The organism is Paenilisteria newyorkensis, assembly GCF_000766145.1.
Classification (GTDB): domain Bacteria; phylum Bacillota; class Bacilli; order Lactobacillales; family Listeriaceae; genus Listeria_A; species Listeria_A newyorkensis.
Window position 1 is genome coordinate 1 of sequence record NZ_JNFB01000009.1, and the last position, 18,303, is coordinate 18,303.

Consider the following 18,303-nt stretch of genomic DNA (forward strand, 5'->3'; position numbering starts at 1 on the left):
TTCGGCGTGTTTTTCGTTTGGAATGTTTTATTCCCTGGATCGACGCGTTCTGGTGAGAAGCAAAGGAAAAAGTCTTCCCCAACGCGATAGCCCAGTGCTTCAATTTCTGCTTGGATAAGTTCCTCTGTCGTACCTGGATACGTCGTGCTTTCCAGCGTAATCAGCATACCTGGTTTCATATATCGTTTAATTTCAGTAACTGCTGCAATAATGTAGGACATGTCCGGTTCTTGCGACTTCGTAAGCGGTGTTGGAACACAGATACAAACCGCGTCCACCTCACTTAACTTTGAAAAATCAGTCGTTGGCGTAAAATGAGCGCTTTGAACAACAGTTGCCAGTTTTTGATTTGTGATGTCGATAATATAGGAATCGCCTTGCATAAGCTGATTTACCTTGCCCGCATGGATATCAAAACCGATGACATTATATCCCGCTTCAGCAAATTCAATTGCCAAGGGTAACCCGACGTAACCAAGTCCAATGACCCCGACCGTACCATTTTTCGTATTTATTTTTTCTTGCATTGTTTCATAATACATAATTAGACCTCCATTGGAATCTGAACTTCATTTCGATTGGTTATTTTTAAAAGTTCTACTGTCAATGCTTCTTTTGACAGCATTTCATAATTTATGAGTAGATAATCAATCTGGCATTCTGGGGCTACAATGGCTTTACCGATAAACATTTCTTCCGTTTCTTCCATCTGAATGCGTTCATCGACTTCAAGCAAGCCTTCATGAAGCTTTTCACCGTCGCGAATTCCTGTATATTGAATCGCTATATTTTGTTTTCCAGACATCGTGATTAGTCGCTTGGCAATATCTTTGATTTTAACGGCATCTCCCATGTTGAGAACAAAAATATCGCCACCGGTTGTCATCGTTCCTGCTTTTACAACCAGACTTGCTGCCTCTTCAATCGTCATGAAGTAACGTGTCATCTCAGAATCGGTTAATGTGAGCGGCCCACCTTGGTCAATTTGTTTCAAGAACAGCGGGACAACACTGCCACGACTTGCAAGTACATTACCGAATCGGACAGTCGTATAATTAGTTTCATATTTATGGTTTAAATGGGCGACAATCATTTCTGCAATCCGCTTGCTTGCCCCCATGACATTTTGTGGTTCAACAGCTTTATCCGTAGAAACAAGGACGAAGGTTTCGACGCCAACTTCACCGGCAACTTCGGCAACATTTTTAGTACCGATAATATTGTTTGCAACTGCGGAATGTGGATTGTTTTGCATAAGCGGAACGTGTTTGTGCGCCGCTGCATGGAATACGAAATCTGGTTGGATTTTTTCCATCAATCGACGAATTCCTTTTTTGTCTTGAATTTCTTGGATTTCAGCTGTAATTTTGATTGCTTGATTAGTCAGGTTCATCAGCTCATGTTGAATCATGTAAATGCTGTTTTCACCATGACCAACTAAAATTATTTCAGCTGGATGTAACGCATAAACTTGCCGACAAATTTCTGATCCAATGGACCCACCAGCACCTGTGATAAGCACTTTTTTCAGATGTATTTGTGTATGAATATCTTCGGAAAATGTAGTTCTTATCCTGCGTTGTAAAAGTGCCTCGGCAAAAACATCACTCTGTGGTACGCTCGTTTGTTTCTTCAAGTAAAAAGTCTCCTTTTCCAACTTATTTATTATAATAGTAATACTTGTTACTCCTATCTTGCTTTGTTTTATTCAAAATGATTCCTAAAATTGGTGTATGTGTACTTTTTAATATAGTTAATGCTTTATGAAATTTTTGTTTTGGTGTTTTATTCTCTTCGGCAATCATAATGATGCCATCGATTTCTTGTGCTACAATCGTTGTATCGGCAACGATGACTGGTGGTGCGTCTACTAAAATATAGTCATACTGTTTTTTGACAGTCTCGAATACTTTTGCTAACGCTGGTTTAGAAAGGAGTTCAGATGGGTTATGTGGACTTTGACCTGCCGGAATGATATCAACATTTACTAGTCTCGTGTTTTGAATAACAGCTTCGAGGGAGACCCTTTCTTCTAACACGTCGGTTAACCCTACCGAATTGTCCGCACCTAAAATATAGTGTTGGGATGGTAATCGTAAATCTGCATCAATAATCAATACTTTTAAATCTTGTCGACCCATGACATCTGCTAGATTCGCAATGATGGTGGACTTGCCTTCTTGGGGTTTTGTAGATGTCACCATGATTGTTTTTAATGACCTTTTTTTACTAATGAATTCAATGTTCGTTCGAATCATCCGAAATTGTTCGGCGATTTTGGAACCTCTTTGATGCTTAATCAGTAGCTTTGAGCGCTCTTTTTGCACGTTGCTTCACCTTCTTCTTCCGTTCATTTTGAATCGAACCCATAATTGGAATATCTGTTATTGCTTCGATGTCCTTTTCAGATTTGATGGTTGTATTGAGAAGTTGGAGTAAGAAGGATAATAAGATTCCCATCACTAAACCTGCGAATGCACCTATTGCTAGGGCTGACTTTTTGTTTGGAGCGACCGGTGTCTTGTTGTCCTCGGCTTTCGCATCTGATAGGATGGTCACGTTTTGTTGATCTACGATATTCTTAATATCTTTTTGAAATACAGTCGTCACTTCATTAGCGATGAGTGCTGCCTCTTCGGGATCATCATCGGTTACTTTAATCGTAATGACTTGTGAATTGTTTACATTTTCAACGGTAATTTGTTGTTTTAGTTGCTTGACTGATTGTGGTAATTCTAAGTTATATTTCACTTGATCCAAAATACGATTGCTGGTTAGGACAACAGAATACGTATTAACAAACTGCTGATTTGATTGTACATCGGAGGCTGTCACTTGTTCTTCTTTTTGTTGATTTACGAGAACATCTGTAGACACTTGGTACGTCGGTGTAATAAAGTAAGAGGTATAAAGGGTCATCGCTATCATACCTGCCAAGCAAGTAACGGCAACGATGTACCAATATTTCCTTAAGAAGTGGCCGATATGATGGATATCCAGAGTTCTTTCCATTTAACTCGCATCCTTAATCTTTTTTATCGCCCATGTTGCTTTTGATTTTGTATCGGGGTTTTGGTAAATAACCGTTAGTGGTGCGACGCCTTTTAGGACAAAGAATGCATCGCCTTCTGCTTCTTCACCTGGTGCCAATGTTTTGCCTAAACTTGTTGATGGATACATTTCAAGTACCTTTCCATCGCTATTTTTGATGGTTAGTAACATAGAATCTAAAGGTTGTGGGTCAGCGCTGTTATTTTTTCCTTTAAAGTGTATTTTAATAATGGTATCATCTGTTTTCTTTGCTTTCTCCAGTTTGGCGGTTTCTATGATTGCAATTGTGACGCCATCCACTTTTTGTGTCATACTTCGTTTTCCAACTGTTTTTTCAGACTTCGGTGTGTTATCTTTTGAGTCGGTTACCGTATTTATGCAAGCACTCAGTGTGAAAGTTATAACGGTAAAAATGGCAATAATCGTTGCTTTTCTCATTCTGTTTGTAACCTCCATGTCAGTATTTATGAAAGGGAAACCCTTAACTGGCGTCTGCCAGTTAAGAGTTCAAAAATCTAATTATTTAGCGACAACTGTTACTGTTGTTCCGGTGTCTCCTGGAATTTGCGCCCCAAGATCGACTGTGACTGTATCGCCAGCTTTCAATTTACGAGATTGGCCTTTTTCATCTGTGAAGAAACGGCTGTAAATTTTGAATCTACCATTAGAACCGATACCACCAGCTGTAACTGTATCAATATTTGCTTGTGGTGTTACAGTACGTTGTGGTACGCCATTGATGGATAAGCGTAATACTTGCGTTCCTGTTGGTACTAAGCCAGTGACATAATCGGACTCTGCTTTGATTGTGTCAATAATTGGTTTAGCGGCTTGACTAACAGTTACAGATGTAGCTAAATTAGCTGGTGTTCTAATCCCGTAATCGACTGTTACAATATCACCTTGTTTCAGGCGTAAATTCGATACGTTACCATCAGTAACAAATCGACTATAGAATGAGAAGTTACCATCAGCATCTGGTGCTACTAAACGTTGTGGTACACCATTTACTATTAGACGTACAGATACTGTACCCGCTGGCGCTTTACCTGTAATCGCTTGTTGGAATGGTGCTACTCCATCTACAATCGGGGCTGTTGCAGGAATGTAGTTTCCTACTTTCACGGTAACAGATGGTCCCGTTTTTCCAGCGTTCTTTTGTTCAACTATGATGGTTGTATCTGCTTTTTGTGCTGGAATGTTGACAGAGTATTTGCCATCTGTGCCAACTACACCTGTATACGTTTCTGTTCCAATTTTAACTACTACTGTATATCCTGGCGTACCATTACCAGTAACTGCTGTGTCTTTATTGGTAACAGAATTTACTGTAGGTCGTACTATAACAGCATTTTTCGCTTCTAGTTGTTTTTTCGCTTCATCTAGATCTTTTTGTAGTTCTGCTTTTTTCATTGGGTCTGTTACTTTGTTGATTGCTTCTTGTGCTTTGTCGATTGCTTCTTGGTTTGTTGTGTCTTTGATTGTTCCGTCTACGTTACCATTGTTGAATAGATCTTTCACACTTGCTTCTGCTGCTTCTTGGCGTGCTTTTTCTGCCGCTGACGCTTCGTTTTTAGCTTCTAGTTGTTTTTTCGCTTCATCTAGGTCTTTTTGTAGTTCTGCTTTTTTCGTTGGGTCTGTTACTTTGTTGACTGCTTCTTGTGCTTTGTCGATCGCTTCTTGGTTTGTTGTGTCTTTGATTGTTCCGTCTACGTTACCATCGTTGAATAGATCTTTCACGTTTGCTTCTGCTGCTTCTTGGCGTACTTTTTCTGCTGCTGCATTATTGCGATCATTTAGTTGTTTTTGTGCTTCATCTAGATTTTTTTGTAAGTCTGCTTTTTTCGCTGGGTCTGTTACTTTGTTAATCGATTCTTGGGCCTTGTCGATTGTTGCTTGATCTGTTGTATCTTTGATTGTTCCTTCTACATCACCATTGTTGAATAGATCTTTCACGCTTGCTTCTGCTGCGGCTAGAAGTTCTTTTTCCTTATCAGCTAGAGTAGAATATGAGCCATAAGCAATTTCTCTTACTGTATTAGGGTTAAAGCTATTATTAAACGCTGCACTGTCAGAAGTTAAATTCGTTACACTAATCGCTGCTGGTGCAAAACCCGCTAGTGAAAACTCTGCTTTAGAGAATTGGTATTCGTTTGTTGGCTTTGAACCAGATTGTGTTGTTAAATTCCAAGTTGATAATCCAATTGTTGGTTGCAATACAACTTTACTTGCAACTTTTCCGCCTATAGCATTTCCAGAAGCAGAGACAATTCGGAAATTAGCGCCTGGTGCTGCAACTAATCCTTTATTGGAAAAAATAGCCGCCGCTTGTGTTATTGAGTGTGCTTGAATTGTTATATCTGCATTATCACGAATGTTTAAGTCACCATAAAATGCCGTATTGCTATTACCTGGTTTAGCTAAGATTAAAGTCTCGCTTTCTGGAAGTAAATCTAATGCTTTACTCGTTGCTTGACTGTAGTAAGCAGCTTCATCATAGTAAGCATATGCTGCATCTGAGATAAAGTTTGCTACACCTCCAAGTGTGACTGCTGCAACGGCGTATCTTGTACTAAAGAATGCATGTCCTGTCTTACTTTGAACTAGTAAGTTTGAACCTGCCTCTGTTGTAAAGGCTGACGCAGGATTACCAATCTTATTCTGCTCGATATAAATAGCAGATTTGGTACTAGAAATTTTAACATCTGCTCCTGATTTAACCGTTACATTAGAAGCATAAATCGCCTCAGATACAGTGCTATCTACAGTAATATCGCCTTCCAACGTTAATTTGGCATATCCTGCATTGAACATGATTTGTGTGGCACCTGTGAAATGAACATCTTTATATGTGTTTTCGCTGTAGCCTGTTCCACCAAAGAAGCCACCATACGTTCCTGCGTTGCGGATTGTTAAGTCTTGTGCTGTATTGACACTGTTATAATCCCCATAAATATTTCCATTTGCAAAATCTACTGTGTGACCTTGTCCATAAATATATTTACTACCTTTCCCTTGAATACTTGCTACAGGTAACGTAATATCCGCTGTTATATAAATATCGGTAACATCAGCATTCAGCATTGCATTCCTAAGCTCTGTTGCAGTTCCAACGTTGACCGTTACTCCTGCACGCCCCTGAATTTCTTGAGTTCCATTAGTATTAGCTTCCTCCGCTGCGAATGTGGCAATAGATGAAATTCCTGTTTGTCCTGTTAATACAAGTGTCGTTAATGCTATTGCAATTGGTTTTCTTAATACATTTTTCATTTTTATTATTTCCTCCTATTTTTTAAATCCTTGGCTTATTAGTAAGTTCTAGTTGAGACTACATTTTCATCGCCCCCTCAAATTGTATATTAAACAAAATATTCCGATTTTAATTATCCGTCTGTTAACAATAAATTCATTGCTGATAGACGAATATTTGCCTGCTTCTATCAACTGATATTACTCCTGCACGCCTCAGTTTTGCTAATATATCACTCAGCTTAGTTCTACTAATACCTAGATACGTAGCCATTAATTTTCTAGTAAAAACCCTAGGGATAACAAGCACATTTTCGTTGTTTACACCAAAATTTTCTCCAATGTATGTCAATGTTGTTAGCGTACGCCGCTCGTCTGTCTCTTCATTTAGCATAATTCTATTTGTATAGTTATCATAGCAGTCTAGCATGCAGTTATAATGGTACAAATAACCATCTTGTATACTCATAATTTTAGCCATTACTTCACTTTTTTCGAAGCGTTGAATCGTTACATCCATCAATGGCTTTAAATAAAATTCATTCCCATAGGTAGAAGTACTATCCACTAATCCCACAAATTCACCAGTTCCTCTAAAGTCAATAATTTGTTCTTCTATGCTGATGCAAGTTATCCCTTCCAAAATATAATATACATAGTATTTCCCATAATCACGCAACTGTATTTTGTCATTTTTACTAAACATCAGCGTCTGTTGCTTTATTTCAAAAAAATCATCATTTGTTAATAGAGAATATAATCGCTTAGAATTAAATTCTCGTTTTATGGTATCCTGTGAATACAGATCCTTCAAACTCAAGTGCTTCACCTCCCTGAATCATTATCGCATCTTTTAACAAGCTCATAATTCTCTATTTGAACATCTATGCGTGTATATTATGACTTTTTTCCGAATTTCATTAAATGCTTCACTTTTTCCATTTGGCTATACTTATATATTACATATTTATTTTATGGTTCGCTATTTTACTTTGACGGTATCTTCGACCAAATATAAAAACACTGTGGATATAAGTCCTTCAAAACTCAGTGCTTAACCTCCTAAGTTTATTATCGCATCTTTTAACAAGCTCATAATTCTCTATTTGAACACCTATAGGTACATATTATGACTTTTCTTCGACTTTTATTAAATATCTTACTTTTTATTTGTTCGCCACCTATCCTTTTAGGTATACTTAAATTATATAGAAATATTTATTGGATCGCTATTTTATTTTGTCGATTTTTCCGACACCACAATATGATAATTGGAGTGAGCTATTGATGAATAATTTCAGCCTGAGCATTATCGCCGATAAGAAAATACGCCGTCAAATCCATTTGCTTGAAAGAATCCTGGAAGCACCGTACCCTATCTCATTGGAAGAAATAGCCACAGAATTTGATGTGTCTGTTCGTACACTAGAACGAGATATAGCTGAAATAGGAAATATCGATAAAGAATTTGTTGTTCAGCATAAAGCGGTTGGTTACGAGATCGAGAATACAGCATTAATTGATGATCTTCTACTCGATATATCTGAACAGTCGCCACTATTCGTTATTGTTCAAAGTATATATGAAGAAATTTATCTAACAATAGATGAGTGGGCTGATGATTTATTTTTGTCTTCATCTGCTTTATATCGATACCTATCTAGTCTTAAAAATATTCTAAAAGACTTTAATCTGAAACTTTCTCTTACTCCAGTTAAAATTGAAGGTGAGGAAGTAGACATTCGTTATTTTTACTTCTATTTCTTCTATAGTACGAACGATATTTCGCCAAAGTATCGCCCCGGACAAGAGTTGTTTGATATTTTCCAAGCTAATTATGATTTTTTTATACAAAATACGGATATTAGTGTATCTCTTCAACATCGAAGCATTCTTTACTGGACTATGATTGTAAACAAGCGCATAGAGCAAGGGCATTATATTAAAATTCCTGATGAAGTCAAAGTAAAGCAAAAACATTCCTTAACCTATGTATATATCGATAAACTTGCTCACGAAATATTGACTGCTGCATCTACATCGGCTATCCCAGTTGATGAAATTATTTTTTTAGATATGTTAATTTTAGATAATTATATGTATAGAGAAGGTGTTGCAGGACCAATTGAAGAGCGTTTATATCCATTTTTAACACAAGATTTAAATCTTTTTGTAAATGATTTTTTTACCAAAGAAAATCTTCCAAGGCCAAGTGATGCGACGCTTTATATTTTTATTTTTTATATTAGGAATATCTTATTGTTAACGCAGCTGACGCCTCTATTTCAAAAGAATTTTTTTGAGGTGAATCAGTTTGTGAAGACGATGCATTATCCGATGTTTAAAAAATGGATGGATGCGATCTCTGCTAGTGAAATAACTGATTTCAAAAAAATTAAGTATGCCGAAGATGTGTGTGTAAATTTAACTATGTTTACTTTGTATGCTAAGAATAAAGATGTTAATAGTATGCCGCATATCTTGTTCTCATTTGATGGGAAAACGGCTTACTTGAACTACTTACACATGTTTGTGGAGAATTTTATGGGTGGGAATACAGAGGTGACATTTAGCTATAATAAACATATTACGAATGAATTTGCTAACAGTCTTGGTGTGGATTTAATTGTGAAGAATTATAAAGAAACATCGGAAGATTTCGATTGCCAAACATACAACACGTCTCGGCATCCTACAACAAAAGATTGGGATAATATTTATCATCTGATTTTGGCGATGCAATCTACTTGAGACATAGAAAAAAGCCCTAGATAGGAACCTTTTAACGGCTCATATCTAGGGCTTTTTAAGCTTAAAACTGCTGAAACTGATCAACTGGCATTACAAACACTGTCGCGCCACCAACTTGGACTTCAATCGGGTATGGTACATAGGTGTCTACCGTTACGCCGAGTGATGCTGCCGGGCTCATGATTTGTTCGCGAGCTTTACAGTTATTTTTAATAATTTCAAGCGCGGTATCGACTTGCTTGTCTTCCACACCAATAATAAAAGTCGTGTTTCCTGCTTTTAGAAAGCCACCTGTTGATGCTAATTTAGTGGCACGGAAATTGGCATCCGTTAACGCGTCGGATAGGCGGTTGCTGTCCTGATCTTGAACAATCGCAAAAATAAGTTTCATCATTTTCCATCCCCTTACAATGTTTTTCTTTATTATATCAGAAATTTGGCGAAAGCTTTACTAATAAAACCTCGTGGCGGGCGGAGCTCATCTCGCTATGTAACAAGTGATGTTAGCCTAGTCTTGCTCGGATTCTCTCAAAAATATCTGTGACGATTTCGTCGATGGTTCTTGTGGCATCAATGATCTCAATCCGTTCTGGGAACATGTCGCGCACGGTTTCATAGCCTGTTTGTACTTTGTTGTGGAATGTCACATCTTCCATGTCGAGGCGGTTGACTTCACGGCCTTTGTTTGCAGCGATTCGCGCCAACCCAACGTCTGCAGGAACGTCTAAATAATATGTCACATCTGGCATGGTCGTCTCCACGGCGAATTGATTGATTTTCAAAACTTCGTCGATCCCAATATCGCGTCCAACGCCTTGATAGGCAAGCGAACTATCGATGAAGCGGTCGCACAGGACTAATTTTCCTTCAGCGAGGGCTGGGCGGATAAGTTCCACGACGTGTTGGCGTCTCGCACCGGCAATCAACAAAGCTTCGGTTTTGGCGTCCATTCTGCTGTCGAGATCGTTCAGGAAAATTTCCCGTACGACATCGGAAATCTTGCTACCTCCGGGTTCTCGCGTTTTGATAAATTGGATTCCTGCTGCTTCTAAACGCTCTGCTAAACGCGCGCCGACCGTTGTTTTTCCTGATCCATCTGGACCTTCTAACGTGATAAAAATACCGTTCATTTTTTGTTACCATCCTTATTCGTTTTATTAGTTCTAAGCATACCATGAACTGGCGCAAAACGCTTATATTTATATGAAAATAGAGGTAAGAAATCGAAATTGCTGATTCCTTACCTCTATTTATTTAGCGCCTAGTCTTGTTTGCGTCGTCTTTGTAGTAATGTGCCGAATAGAATGAAAGCTGAACCAAGAAGTACATACAGAAGCGCAGATGTGTCGCCTGTTTTTGGTAGTACTTTTTTGATGATTGGTTGTTTTGGTTCTGGTTGCTTTACTTCGGGTTGTGTTTGTGTTGGCTTTGCTGGTGCTAATTGTGGTGCGATGACTTGTAGGTTTACCGTCGTGTTTGTTGTTTTGTTATTGCTATTTGTTACGCTGTAGACGACTGGGTAATTGCCTGCTTTTGTTAGGTCTGCTTGGCTAGCGTCGTAGGTGACTTGATCGATGATATCACCGTCAACGGTATCTTCTGCGGTTACGTTTTCTAGCCATGCAACGCTATCTTCGCTCGCACCTTGCATCACGGTTAGATTCGATGCTTTTAAAATTGCCATTTCGGCTGTGACTTCGATTTGGACGGTTTCTACAGTTGTTTTGCCGTTGCTATTGGTCACGGTGTAGTGGACTGGATAGGTGCCTTCTTTGTTGAAGTCTACGTTCGCATAATCAACCGTCACATCTGAACTCAAATCGCCATCTACTTTATCGGTTGCAAAAACGTCATCGAACCAGCTGATTTCTTCTGATTTTGTACCAGCTAAAATAGATTTGTTTACGGCCGTGATGACTGGATTTTCAGCAGTGACTTGTAGGTTGATTGTGATGGTTGTTTCTTTGTCGTTGCTGTTTGTCACAGTATAACTGACTGGATAGTTGCCTTCTTTGTTGAAATCTACTTGGCTGTAATCGACGGATACGTGTTGCGAAATATCACCGTCTACTTTATCAGTTGCTGTAACATTTTGGAACCATGGGTATTCTTCACTCGTTGACCCTGCTAAAACACTGATGTTACTCGCTTCGATGACTGGATTTTCGGCGGTTACTTGGATGTTCACGGTTTGCGTTGTTATTTTATTGTTGCTGTTTGTGACCGTGTATGTGACTGGGTAATTGCCTTCTTTGTTCAAATCCACGCTACTGTAGTCGATTTGGATTTGGTCGTTGATGTTTCCGTCTGCTTTGTCTTCAGCGGTAACGTTATGGAACCAGGTAATGTCTTGTTCTTTTGTGCCGGCGATGATTGCTAGGTCGCTGGCGTGAAGGACTGGATTCTCAGCGGTTACGTGCACGTTGATTGTCGTGGTTGTTGTTTTGCCATTGCTGTTGGTCACGCTGTACGCCGCTGGATAATTGCCTTCTTTTTTGAAATTCACTTCGTCGTAATTCACGGTAATATCGGTGCTAATGTCTCCGTCTGCCAAATCTTCTGCGGAAACGCCTTGATACCACGCGATATCTTGCGCATCAGTTCCTGCGATAATGTCGAGATCCGTTGCTGTTAAAACGGGCTCTTTAGCTGTGACTTGCAGGTTTACAGTGCTAGTCGAGGTTTTTTCATTGCTGTTCGTAACGGTGTAAATAACTGGGTAATTACCCTCTTTTTTAAATTGAACTTTTGAAAAGTCGACCGTTACGTCTTTGCTGATATCGCCGTCTGCGCGATCGAGAGCTGTTACACTTTGGAACCACGGGATGTCTGCGGCTTTTGTTCCTGCGAGAATGTCTATGTTGCTAGCTTGCAGAGCGGGTTTTTCAGCGGTAACCGTGATGTTGATTGTTTTTGTTGTCGTTTTGTTATTGCTGTTTGTGATTGTGTAAACGACTGGGTAGCTGCCTTCTTTTTTGAAATTTACTGCGCTGTAATCTACCTTGATGTCCGTGCTAATATCACCATCCGCGCGATCGGTTGCGGAAACATTTTGGAACCACGAGATTTCATTGGGGTTCGTTCCGGCGATTGTCGCTAGATTTGTTGCTTGGAGGACTGGATTCTCAGCGGTAACGTTCATGTTGACTGTTTTGCTTGTTGTTTTGTTGTTGCTGTTTGTTACGCTGTACACGACTGGATAACTGCCTTCTTTGTTAAAATTGACTTGGCTGTAATCCACTTTTACGTCTTTGCTAATATCGCCGTCTGCTTTATCGGTTGCAAAAACGCCTTGGAACCATAGGATATCGCTTGATTTTGTGCCTGCTAATGTGTCTAGATTGGCGGCGCCCAAGGCCGGAGCATCTGCGGTGATTGTGACGGTAACTGTGACTGCCGTTGTTTTGTTATTGCTGTTGGTCACGGTGTACACGACTGGGTATGTGCCCTCTTTTTTGAAATTAACGGCGCTGTAATCGGCGGTTACTTCGGTGCTTAGATCGCCGTCCGCTTTGTCCGTTGCCGTCACGTCTTGATACCACGCTACGTCTTCTGCTTTTGTTCCAGCTAGGAGTTGTAGGCCTGTGGCTTGAAGTACTGGTAAATCAGCGCTTACGGTTACTTGAATTGTTTTCGTTGTTGTCTTGTTATTGCTGTTTTCCACTGTATAGGTGACTGGGTATTGACCTTCTTTTTTGAAGTTCACCTTGCTGTAATCAACTGTCAAATTCGCGCTGATATCTCCGTCTACTTTGTCTGTCGCGGATGTGTTTTGGTACCACGGAACGTCTGTCGCTGCGGTTCCTGCGATGATGTTGATGTCTTGTGCTGTGATGACTGGCAGATTCGCTGTTACGCGCGCTGTCACGGTTTTCGTCAAGGCTTTATTATTACTATTTTTGACGCTGTAAATAACCGGATAGTTGCCTTCTTTGTTAAAATTAACTTGGCTATAATCCGCGACAAGTTGGCTACTTAAATCGCCATCTACCTTGTCTGTTGCGCTAGCGCCTGTGTACCATGAGACTGCGTTTTCGTCTGTGCCTGCGATGATATCAAGGTCTGTTGCCTCGATGACTGGATCGTCAGCTGTGATAGTCATTGTAACGGTTTTCGTTGCGGTTTTGTTTTTACTGTTTGTGATTGTGTATGTGACCGGATAGTCGCCTTCTTTTTTGAAATTTACTGCGCTGTAGTCGACGGTAACCTTGTCTGAAACATCACCATCGACTTCATCTATCGCGGACACAGTGCTCATCCAATCGATGTCTGCCGATATAGAACCCGCTGTTGCGTGAAGGTTACTTGCGGTTAAAACGGGTGCATCGAAAATTCGAATTTTGGCAATCGCACTATCGCTTGTTAGTGTTTTTGCTGCTAACTCGGTTGCTGATACTGCTGGGATTTCTAAGTGTTTATTTTTTAAATAGGAATCGTAGTCGGCGCCTGCTTTTAGATTAGCGGTTACTTTTAACATGTAGCTATTAGAGTATAGATTTGCGTTTTTCAGCGCCGTCGAAGTAGCTGTTGCTGTCACCGTATTCGTGTTTTTATCGATAGCCATGGTGAATAACGATGATGCGTCCTTGCCTGAGATATCTGTGATTTTAACATCTTGAATGTCCAGAATGTCTTCGAGTGATGTTTTCATAACTAGCTTACTCTCAATATCATCTGTGTCGCGATATGGTACTTCTTGGATTGTCGTGTATTCTACTTGATTATCTTCCACATTTGATGTAGCTTCATCTGCTATGAACTGCGGTTTTGGAAAATCGATGGGTACGAGAGATTTACCGATGTAACCAATGACAGACGTTCCAGCTGCTCGCGGTGCCATAATAAGATGGTCAGTTGGTCCATATATAAAGGAACCCCAACTTTCTTTGACAAATTCATCGCTTGCAACACCACCAGACGTTATAGAAGTAGATGTTCCGTCATCGCTGTATAACAAAGTACTTTTTTCCATAACGTAAATATTTTGCATATTGCTTTCTTTAAAAATTTTCAGGCTCTCTGCGTTATCAATATCCGTATAAGTGAAAAAACCAGATACATCAACAGGCTGTTTCGTTTCGTGGTCTAGGTATTGAATTTTTACGATAGGATCTGAGGTTGTGCCTGTATTCGTGAATCTTAGGAAAGTGCTCGCTGCATGACCTACTGTGATTGGTGATGTTAGTTCCAATGGGATAAGACGAAGATCGACCCATCTCGAGTTGTAAATACCAACTTTTGAGGCTTCCAAATAAGTGTCTTCTGCTCCTGGCGTGATTGTGTTCGGTTGAAAAACAACATCGCTTGCTGGTAGTGTTCTTGCTGTACCACTAACTACGTAGGATATCTTTGTATCCGATGTAAATCTCGGAAAAAAAGAATATTGATTTGGAATGTAGAGTAGTGGATCTTTTTGTGTTGGTACTTTGATGGAGTAAGGGCTATCGATAAGTTTGCCACTAGTAACTGCTGTAGTTCCAATAGTGGTACTCGTATTTTCGATTGCTAAGGCTTGGTTGGACGGTACTAATGAGCTCATCCCAAGGCAAAAAATGATGACCGGGACTGCGACTTTATTCATGTTATTGTTTCCTCTTTTCTTTGAATTCTTTAGGCTATTTCACTCTGGAAATAGGATCCTTGAATTCACTATAAGGGATAAAAGAGGTTGCGTGAAGGGCTTGGTTTTGGGTTTTGGAGGGGTTTCATGTGAACATTTTGTGAACTTCAAAAAAAGTTCTCTTTGATTATGTAACTTAATCAAATGAGAACTCCTTTGTCTATATAAAAATTTTAAGTCTATCTTCGTGGAGTTTTTCGCCACCTTGGTAATGATACTGTTTTAGGTTTATCAGCAAATCAATATGCGCCGCTGTTATAGTCTCGCCGATTAAAACGAGTGGGATTCCAGGTGGGTATGGGATAACCATTTCTGCTGCTGTTTTGCCGATTGTATGCTCCAATTTTTCAAAATAGGTTGGGCGAGATGTATCGGAAGCCTGGATTCGAATAGTTGTTGGGATTGTAATTGGATTTTGCGGGTTTGACATTCCAAATTCAACACCTTCCCACTTTAGCCACGTTATTGGTGGTGGGAATTCCATACTGTCTTTAATTAAGGGCAGTGTAAGTAAAACATTAGTAGTATCCGCGAGTTCTGGATAGTAGCCTGCTTGCTCGAATATTGCTTGAAGGTCGAAACCTGATAACCCGTCTTTGCGAACGATAAGTTTTAGTGGGTCGTCGGGCATGGTGACGGTGAGCTTATTTTGGTGCAGCCAAATTAGCCAATCTTCGCGCATTTTTTGGAATGCTTCCGTGTCTTGTTTGTTGTAAGTTGCCACGTAATGCCGCGCGTAATCTAGAGATGCCATGATTAAATAGGACGGGCTGCTTGATTGCAACATCTGCAGATAGCGTGGAATCTCGACTAATTCGTCGCACCATTTTGGTATATGTAAATAGGATCCCATCGTCAGCGCTGGTAGGGTTTTATGCGCAGACTGGACGACAACATCAGCGCCGAGCTCGATGGCTGAGACTGGAAAAATCGACGCATCTGCCTGAAAATGAGCACCGTGCGCCTCATCGACAAGTACGAGTGCGCCAAATTCTCGGCAGGTCGTGATGCAAGATGCTAGGTCAAAGCCGAAACCGTAGTAGCTTGGATAGGTGAATATGACGGCGCGAATCGGCTCCATCTGTAAGGCTTCGCGTAATAGTGAGGCTTCGACACCGTTCGCCGTCCCTGTCTGCGGTTCTTTTCGCGTCGCCAAATAAATCGCGTGGACACCCGCCAAATCTAATGCATGCATCACTGATTTATGGCAATCACGCGACACTATGACCGTATCTCCACGCTTGCAAGTCCCCAGAATCATCGCCAAATTCCCGACGGTTGAGCCGTTCACCAGCATGTAACTGCGATCTGTATTGTAGCATTCGGCAAGCAGTTGCTGCGCCTCAAGTATCGCACCTTCTGGGTGATGCAAATCGTCTAGTCCTGAAAGTTCTGTGAGATCATGATGCAAAACTTCGCGATATTTCCCGGGAAATAATAGCCCATTTTTATGTCCTGGTACGTGTAGGGATGTTGCCCCCTCGTGATTTTTTAAAGCCTCCACAATCGGCATCTTGTTTTGCATCTAAAACCCTCCAATCTTATCTCATCTATTGTATCATAAACGTTTAATCTCCTACCATCAGGGAAATTTACATAGTAGGAACTAAAAGCTAGGAGGAGACAATAAACATGAAAAAGATTCTAAATGAAGTGGATCAAGCCGTGGAACAGATGGTGGAAGGCCTCGTCAAAACGCATGGTGATCTCGTGTATCGTGTGGAAGGAACGCGTGTCATTGCTCGTAACGACAAACGTCCTTTAAAAGTTGGGCTGGTCAGCGGTGGCGGTTCTGGTCACGAGCCTGCGCATGCTGGTTATGTTGGTAAAGGGATGCTTAGCGCGGCGGTTTGTGGAGACGTTTTCACATCGCCTACGCCGGATCAAATTTTGGAAGGAATCAAAGTCGCGGATCAAGGAAAAGGCGTGCTTCTCATCGTGAAAAATTATACGGGTGACGTGATGAATTTTGAAATGGCGGCGGAACTCGCTGAGGCAGAAGGGATTAGCGTGGCGTCTGTCCTTGTCAATGATGATATCGCGGTGGAAGATAGCTCGTTTACGACTGGTCGGCGCGGCGTTGCAGGGACGGTATTTGTCCATAAAATTGTGGGCGCGGCCGCGGAGGCTGGTGCTTCACTCGAAGAACTCCAAGCCCTCGGTGAAAAAGTCGTGGCTTCCGTCAAATCGATTGGCGCAGCCTTGTCAGCGGGGACGGTGCCTGAGGTGGGACATCGTGGTTTCGAGCTTCCAGAAGACGAGATTGAAGTCGGCGTTGGGATTCATGGTGAGCCCGGATCTAGTCGCGAAAAAGTGATGACGTCGCATGAGCTCGCGAATTTGCTTTTTGCTCGGATTAACGCGGAACTGATTCTCGGCGCAGATGACAAAATCGTTGTTCTCGTAAACGGCATGGGCGCGACGCCACTCATGGAGCAGTATATTTTCGCCAACGATGTGCATAAAATCATCGAGGCACACGGGATTCCTGTTGCAAAAACGCTCGTTGGTGACTTTATGACATCGCTTGATATGAACGGCGTCTCCTTGACAATTTTGAAATTAACGGATGAAAAATGGCTCGATTTGGTGAACTACCCTGTCGTGACTAGTGCGTGGAAATAGGAGGGATTGCGATGACTTATAATGTAAAATGGGCGATTGGATGGCTGACGGATTTTAGCGATCGTGTCATTCAAAACAAGCAGTTGCTTAGCGATTTGGACCAAGCGATTGGCGATGGTGACCACGGGATTAACATGGCGCGTGGCCTCACAGAACTGCAAAAAACGCTGGCGGAGAAAGAGCCAACGAGCGTGAAAGATGCGTTCAAAACGGCTGGCATGACGATACTTAGCAAGGTTGGTGGCGCGTCTGGCCCGCTATACGGCAGTGCTTTTCTCGCGATGAGTAAGGCGACGGAATCTGAAACGTTGACCGAGGCCGAATTCATTGAAGCACTAGAAGCTGGGCTCGCCGGAATCGAACACCGCGGCAAGTCGCATGCTGGCGAAAAAACGATGATCGATGTGTGGGAACCGGTTATCCACGCCTTGCGCCAAGACGAATTGACTGGCGATGTCATCGAGGCCGCCCTCCAAAAAACGAAAGATTTAAAAGCTACGAAAGGCCGTGCCGCTTATCTCGGCGATCGTTCCATCGGCCATCTCGACCCAGGCGCCTACTCTTCTGCCCTACTTTTCCAGGCCTTACTCGCACAAGAGGAGCTGAAATAGATGACAAAAAAATACGGTATTGTGATTATCTCCCATTCCCCAGATGTCGCGTATGGCATTCATCAAATCATTCAGGAAGTCGCGCGTGACGTTGCGATTACACACGCTGGCGGAACGGATGACGGCGAAATCGGCACGAGTTTTGAGAAAGTAAGTACAGCTTTTGAGACCAATGAAGCCGATTATCTCTACGCTTTCTATGATCTTGGCAGCGCAAAAATGAACATCGAAACGATTATGGAGATCTCGGATAAAGACATTCTCTTGTTCGATGTTCCGATTTTAGAAGGCGCTTATGTCACTGCTGCCCAGCTTCAAATGGACGAAAATATCGATGTGATTAATAAAAACTTAGAGACGATTATTGTGAAATGAAAAAATGCCTCGCGTAATAAT

At 41.2% G+C, this 18,303-nt stretch carries 15 protein-coding genes; 4 read left to right on the forward strand and 11 right to left on the reverse strand.

From position 1 onward, the window contains the following. From EP58_RS03435 to EP58_RS03465, 7 genes are all read right to left on the reverse strand, one after another. Window positions 1-542: nucleotide sugar dehydrogenase (locus EP58_RS03435; protein ID WP_036090118.1), on the reverse strand; the 542-nt coding region annotated here is incomplete at its 3' end. 2 nt (window positions 543-544) lie between these two features. Beyond that, window positions 545-1,636: a UDP-N-acetylglucosamine 4,6-dehydratase family protein gene (locus tag EP58_RS03440; RefSeq protein ID WP_052164920.1), complete on the reverse strand. Its 1,092-nt coding sequence runs from the start codon at window positions 1,634-1,636 to the stop codon at window positions 545-547. A gap of 22 nt (window positions 1,637-1,658) precedes the next feature. Continuing rightward, on the reverse strand, window positions 1,659-2,327 hold the full coding sequence (locus tag EP58_RS03445; RefSeq protein WP_036090121.1) for a CpsD/CapB family tyrosine-protein kinase: 669 nt from the start codon (window positions 2,325-2,327) through the stop codon (window positions 1,659-1,661). Continuing rightward, entirely contained in the window at window positions 2,296-3,012 is a 717-nt protein-coding gene (locus EP58_RS03450; RefSeq protein WP_036090124.1) for a YveK family protein, read from the reverse strand. Before EP58_RS03450 ends, EP58_RS03445 begins: the two co-directional genes overlap by 32 nt. Continuing rightward, window positions 3,013-3,489, reverse strand: coding sequence for a DUF4352 domain-containing protein (locus EP58_RS03455; protein WP_036090127.1), 477 nt, complete (start codon window positions 3,487-3,489; stop codon window positions 3,013-3,015). Between the two features lie 81 nt (window positions 3,490-3,570). Beyond that, on the reverse strand, window positions 3,571-6,321 hold the full coding sequence (locus tag EP58_RS03460; RefSeq protein ID WP_036090129.1) for a toxin Cry1Ac domain D-VI-related protein: 2,751 nt from the start codon (window positions 6,319-6,321) through the stop codon (window positions 3,571-3,573). A gap of 136 nt (window positions 6,322-6,457) precedes the next feature. Next, window positions 6,458-7,120, reverse strand: coding sequence for a Crp/Fnr family transcriptional regulator (locus tag EP58_RS03465; protein ID WP_036090133.1), 663 nt, complete (start codon window positions 7,118-7,120; stop codon window positions 6,458-6,460). Between the two features lie 467 nt (window positions 7,121-7,587). On the opposite strand from EP58_RS03465, the gene EP58_RS03470 reads away from it, so the two are divergent. Beyond that, window positions 7,588-9,051 (forward strand): AcpB/EbpR/MafR family transcriptional regulator, encoded by a 1,464-nt coding sequence (locus EP58_RS03470; RefSeq protein WP_036090136.1) that lies wholly within the window; start codon window positions 7,588-7,590, stop codon window positions 9,049-9,051. A gap of 61 nt (window positions 9,052-9,112) precedes the next feature. Here the strand turns inward: EP58_RS03470 and EP58_RS03475 are convergent, their stop codons facing one another. The 4 genes from EP58_RS03475 to EP58_RS03490 form a co-directional block, all read right to left on the reverse strand. Next, window positions 9,113-9,442: a cyclic-di-AMP receptor gene (locus EP58_RS03475; protein WP_036074151.1), complete on the reverse strand. Its 330-nt coding sequence runs from the start codon at window positions 9,440-9,442 to the stop codon at window positions 9,113-9,115. 112 nt (window positions 9,443-9,554) lie between these two features. Then, complete coding sequence (tmk, locus tag EP58_RS03480) at window positions 9,555-10,181, reverse strand: dTMP kinase (RefSeq protein ID WP_036090140.1); 627 nt, start codon at window positions 10,179-10,181, stop codon at window positions 9,555-9,557. A 131-nt stretch (window positions 10,182-10,312) separates the two neighbouring features. Next, window positions 10,313-14,632 carry an LPXTG cell wall anchor domain-containing protein gene (locus EP58_RS03485; RefSeq protein ID WP_036090143.1) on the reverse strand — a complete coding sequence of 1,440 codons (4,320 nt, stop codon included), beginning with the start codon at window positions 14,630-14,632 and terminating at the stop codon, window positions 10,313-10,315. Window positions 14,633-14,831: 199 nt separating this feature from the next. Continuing rightward, complete coding sequence (locus EP58_RS03490; protein WP_036090146.1) at window positions 14,832-16,196, reverse strand: aminotransferase class I/II-fold pyridoxal phosphate-dependent enzyme; 1,365 nt, start codon at window positions 16,194-16,196, stop codon at window positions 14,832-14,834. 107 nt (window positions 16,197-16,303) lie between these two features. Here EP58_RS03490 and dhaK point away from each other — a divergent pair, with 107 nt between their 5' ends. The 3 genes from dhaK to dhaM are packed head-to-tail and all read left to right on the forward strand — an operon-like array spanning window position 16,304 to window position 18,282. Beyond that, a complete protein-coding gene (gene dhaK, locus EP58_RS03495; RefSeq protein WP_036090147.1) occupies window positions 16,304-17,296 on the forward strand; it encodes a dihydroxyacetone kinase subunit DhaK in 993 nt (330 codons plus the stop codon). A gap of 11 nt (window positions 17,297-17,307) precedes the next feature. After that, entirely contained in the window at window positions 17,308-17,907 is a 600-nt protein-coding gene (gene dhaL / locus EP58_RS03500; RefSeq protein ID WP_036090150.1) for a dihydroxyacetone kinase subunit DhaL, read from the forward strand. After that, complete coding sequence (dhaM, locus tag EP58_RS03505) at window positions 17,908-18,282, forward strand: dihydroxyacetone kinase phosphoryl donor subunit DhaM (protein WP_036090153.1); 375 nt, start codon at window positions 17,908-17,910, stop codon at window positions 18,280-18,282. Window positions 18,283-18,303 lie beyond the last annotated feature (21 nt).

What these genes read in the sequence shown, in the direction of transcription:
- EP58_RS03450 (WP_036090124.1), bottom strand. Translation starts at nt 3,012, where the DNA reads ATGGAAAGAACTCTGGATATCCATCATATCGGCCACTTCTTAAGGAAA.
- EP58_RS03455 (WP_036090127.1), bottom strand. Translation starts at nt 3,489, where the DNA reads ATGAGAAAAGCAACGATTATTGCCATTTTTACCGTTATAACTTTCACA.
- EP58_RS03460 (WP_036090129.1), bottom strand. Translation starts at nt 6,321, where the DNA reads ATGAAAAATGTATTAAGAAAACCAATTGCAATAGCATTAACGACACTT.
- EP58_RS03470 (WP_036090136.1), top strand. Translation starts at nt 7,588, where the DNA reads ATGAATAATTTCAGCCTGAGCATTATCGCCGATAAGAAAATACGCCGT.
- EP58_RS03475 (WP_036074151.1), bottom strand. Translation starts at nt 9,442, where the DNA reads ATGAAACTTATTTTTGCGATTGTTCAAGATCAGGACAGCAACCGCCTA.
- tmk (WP_036090140.1), bottom strand. Translation starts at nt 10,181, where the DNA reads ATGAACGGTATTTTTATCACGTTAGAAGGTCCAGATGGATCAGGAAAA.
- EP58_RS03485 (WP_036090143.1), bottom strand. Translation starts at nt 14,632, where the DNA reads ATGAATAAAGTCGCAGTCCCGGTCATCATTTTTTGCCTTGGGATGAGC.
- EP58_RS03490 (WP_036090146.1), bottom strand. Translation starts at nt 16,196, where the DNA reads ATGCAAAACAAGATGCCGATTGTGGAGGCTTTAAAAAATCACGAGGGG.
- dhaK (WP_036090147.1), top strand. Translation starts at nt 16,304, where the DNA reads ATGAAAAAGATTCTAAATGAAGTGGATCAAGCCGTGGAACAGATGGTG.
- dhaL (WP_036090150.1), top strand. Translation starts at nt 17,308, where the DNA reads ATGACTTATAATGTAAAATGGGCGATTGGATGGCTGACGGATTTTAGC.
- dhaM (WP_036090153.1), top strand. Translation starts at nt 17,908, where the DNA reads ATGACAAAAAAATACGGTATTGTGATTATCTCCCATTCCCCAGATGTC.